The following is a 589-nucleotide window of genomic DNA, read 5'->3' on the forward strand; positions in this document are numbered from 1 at the left end:
ATTCCCCAGCCGGAGCGCCCGGTTGACCTGCCCTTCCTGATGCCGATCGAAGACGTGTTCTCGATCTCGGGCCGCGGCACCGTGGTGACCGGTCGCGTGGAGCGCGGCATCATCAAGGTGGGCGAGGAAGTGGAAATCGTCGGCATCCGTCCGACCGTGAAGACCACGGTGACCGGCGTCGAAATGTTCCGCAAGCTGCTGGACCAGGGCCAGGCTGGCGACAACGTCGGCATCCTGCTGCGCGGCACCAAGCGCGAGGACGTGGAGCGCGGCCAGGTGGTGTGCAAGCCCGGCTCGGTGAAGCCCCATACCAAGTTCAAGGCGGAAGCCTACATCCTGACCAAGGAAGAAGGCGGTCGTCACACCCCCTTCTTCACCAACTACCGCCCGCAGTTCTACTTCCGCACCACGGACGTGACCGGCGTGTGCACCCTGCCGGAAGGCACCGAAATGGTGATGCCCGGCGACAATGTCTCCATGGACGTGGCGCTGATCGTGCCGATCGCCATGGAAGAGAAGCTGCGCTTCGCCATCCGCGAAGGTGGCCGCACGGTGGGCGCCGGCGTCGTCGCCTCCATCATCGAGTGAT

1 protein-coding gene is annotated in these 589 nt (G+C 65.0%); it reads left to right on the forward strand.

Annotated features, from left to right (window positions below):
- A partial coding sequence (locus ACT54L_RS24930) for an EF-Tu C-terminal domain-related protein (protein WP_476088357.1) occupies positions 1-588 on the forward strand: 588 nt, incomplete at its 5' end.
- Position 589: the final 1 nt, after the last annotated feature.

The sequence above is a fragment of the Aquabacter sp. DMC10 genome, assembly GCF_056314145.1.